At 49.8% G+C, this 2,287-nt stretch carries 2 protein-coding genes; one reads left to right on the top strand and one right to left on the bottom strand.

What is annotated here, in order from left to right:
* Positions 1-1,127 precede the first annotated feature (1,127 nt).
* Positions 1,128-1,355, bottom strand: coding sequence for a KilA-N domain-containing protein (locus JHD59_RS21795; RefSeq protein ID WP_199155806.1), 228 nt, complete (start codon positions 1,353-1,355; stop codon positions 1,128-1,130).
* 238 nt (positions 1,356-1,593) lie between these two features.
* On the opposite strand from JHD59_RS21795, the gene JHD59_RS21790 reads away from it, so the two are divergent.
* Entirely contained in the window at positions 1,594-1,839 is a 246-nt protein-coding gene (locus JHD59_RS21790; RefSeq protein WP_199155805.1) for a hypothetical protein, read from the top strand.
* The last annotated feature ends 448 nt before the right edge of the window (positions 1,840-2,287 follow it).

Raw genomic sequence — 2,287 nt, 5'->3', positions numbered from 1 at the left:
CCCCCCCCCCCCCCCCCCCCCCCCCCCCCCCCCCCCCCCCCCCCCCCCTTTTGAGTCTCGTGGGCTCGGAGATGTGTATAAGAGACAGGGGTATTTAAAGTTTTAACACCCTTTGAAGTTGAGGGAATTAAACCGCTACGGCAGTTCATCCCCCAATGGGGTGCGGACATCTGAAGGGAATTTTCCCGCATTGCGGAGAAAGTCAGCTGACATCATTCATGCTTTTGGAATTGCCTCGGATTGAGGAAATTCGATCATCATGGCTGTTCATCCCTACAAGCCTTGCTAAGCGTCCTCGCGGGTGCAACTAGCATTGCTTCGCTGCGGGAGCAGGATGAAAGGGTATCGAAAGTTTCAACACCCTTTGACAGCCTCAGTTGAACTTAGCCCGTGCGTGTTGAACATGGCCTTAATCGCGGACTTCCGCGAATTAGAAAGGATGGGAAGAGTTCCTTCCATTACCAGCCCAGCCTGTAGCACCTTTGTTTGGCCCATCAGGGCTTCCAGATACTTGAGAGGGTTGGTCAGGCAGTAGCGGCCTTCAGCGTCTTGGCGGAGATACTTGGAATCCCAAGTTGCCTTGTAGCGAAGCGGGCAAAGTACCAGAATCCGGTACTTTAATTCCTCAAATCAACTCAACGAGTCAGGGCGTTGATGCCATTTCAATACCTGCAATTCTAGGAATCTTTCTCGTTCATTGGGTATCAATGTTCGAGGGCCAACGTAAGTTGAACTGACGTTTATCAGCATCTTCCAGCTCTGCCAACGAAAGCCCCTCAAACTGAGGGTCATTCTCTCTTGTCATGAATGCCTACAGAGCCTAGCGAAACCGGAAAGTTTTTCGTGTTATCCCATGCCCCGCAGCGCAGCAATGTTAGTTGCACCCGCGAGGACTATGTACAAGCTGGATAGAGCTGCAGCCATAGACTTAATTGAGGGAATTCCCTCTTTTAACTACCCAAATTCTGGGTAGTTAGCAAGGCCCAGCAAGCGGGATAGAGCAGCAGTCATAGGCTTAATTGACTCTGATTCCAGTGTTTTAACTCCCTCAACTTGAGTTAGTTGGAGCAAGGCCCAGCAAGCTGCTTAAAATTTAGGCAGTATCTTGAACGTTAATTTCCAACGCTCTACACACAGCAGAGCCAGACAGCGAACTTGACGTCTAGCCAGCGTGCGAAGAACACGGCGAGCTTCGGATGCGCCCAAGTGTCACGGTGCGAGCCAGCCAGCGAGCATGTATGCCCCTCCTCATTAATTTTCAATGAGGACGCCAGCTCTGCCATGTAGGGGCGTGTGTCCTTGGCATGCCAGAAGTTGACCATCTGCTTCCCGTAAGCCTTCACAGCCTTGGTCATGTTGTCCAGCTTGCTGACGCAAGAAGTAGCCATCCTCGCGGAACTCGAAAGCCTGCCCGTTGAAGGCGCGTTCAACGATGCTTGCGGTCTTGTCCTCGCCTTCGCCTACTCACAGGTTGCTCTGCTCGGTGTCGGGGAGAGGGCATTATTTATATCGGTATGGCGGGGCGGCTGCTATGCTGTGGATTGAGTATCAACATGCTGGCAAAGGGTAGCTAACCGCTAAAAGGGCAACGGGATGGAATACAAAGGCTTCGATGTTAATATAATCGCCTACCGTGACGGAAATCTAGGGTCTGAATCGTGGTCTGCAAAGTGTGAAATCATAGGCCGTGATGCAGAGGGTAGGAAAAACTGCTTCACGTTCGAACTTGATGGAGGCTTTCAAGGGAATGTTATTGCATGGGCAGCTGCTCAAAAGGCTGCTGAAGAGTTCATTGACTCCTATTTGCAGCGGATAAACACAAGCAAGATGCCAGAATGAATAGTGTGTTTTGAATTGAAAAAGCGCCCTAAGAAGTCTTAGAGCGCCTTTGTGCATCCATCAATACCGCTTATTATTCAGAAGGACCAAAAGAGCCAAGCGAAGAATTCAATACTTGGAAAGATAATCACCAGAAACAGAAATATCTCTGTCCTTCGCTTGTCATCAAGTACGCCCCAAAGGCCAGCAATGAGAATGCTTGAAAGCCACATCCAGAAAAGCCATGTAGAGGCCGTCAATTCTGGAGATGGCAATAAGCGTTCGTCAGCCTCTGAATATCTCCATGCTTGCCTTCTGTACGTAGCAGACAAGGCAAGCAATAGCATCTGAAATGCCATTAAGAGAAAATAGGCGTACCAACCTATGCGGCTTTCCTTAATGAAATTGGCTAGTCATCTTTGCCATACAGTAACTGTCTCTTATACACATCTCCGAGCCCACGAGACTC

The sequence above is a fragment of the Chromobacterium sp. ASV23 genome, assembly GCF_016428945.1.
Taxonomy (GTDB): domain Bacteria; phylum Pseudomonadota; class Gammaproteobacteria; order Burkholderiales; family Chromobacteriaceae; genus Chromobacterium; species Chromobacterium sinusclupearum.
Note: the sequence above shows the minus strand (reverse complement) of the source record. Positions and strands in the feature narration are given on the sequence as shown.

Excerpts from the sequence above, each read along its gene's own strand:
- JHD59_RS21795 (WP_199155806.1), bottom strand. The coding sequence starts at position 1,355 with ATGACCAAGGCTGTGAAGGCTTACGGGAAGCAGATGGTCAACTTCTGG.
- JHD59_RS21790 (WP_199155805.1), top strand. The coding sequence starts at position 1,594 with ATGGAATACAAAGGCTTCGATGTTAATATAATCGCCTACCGTGACGGA.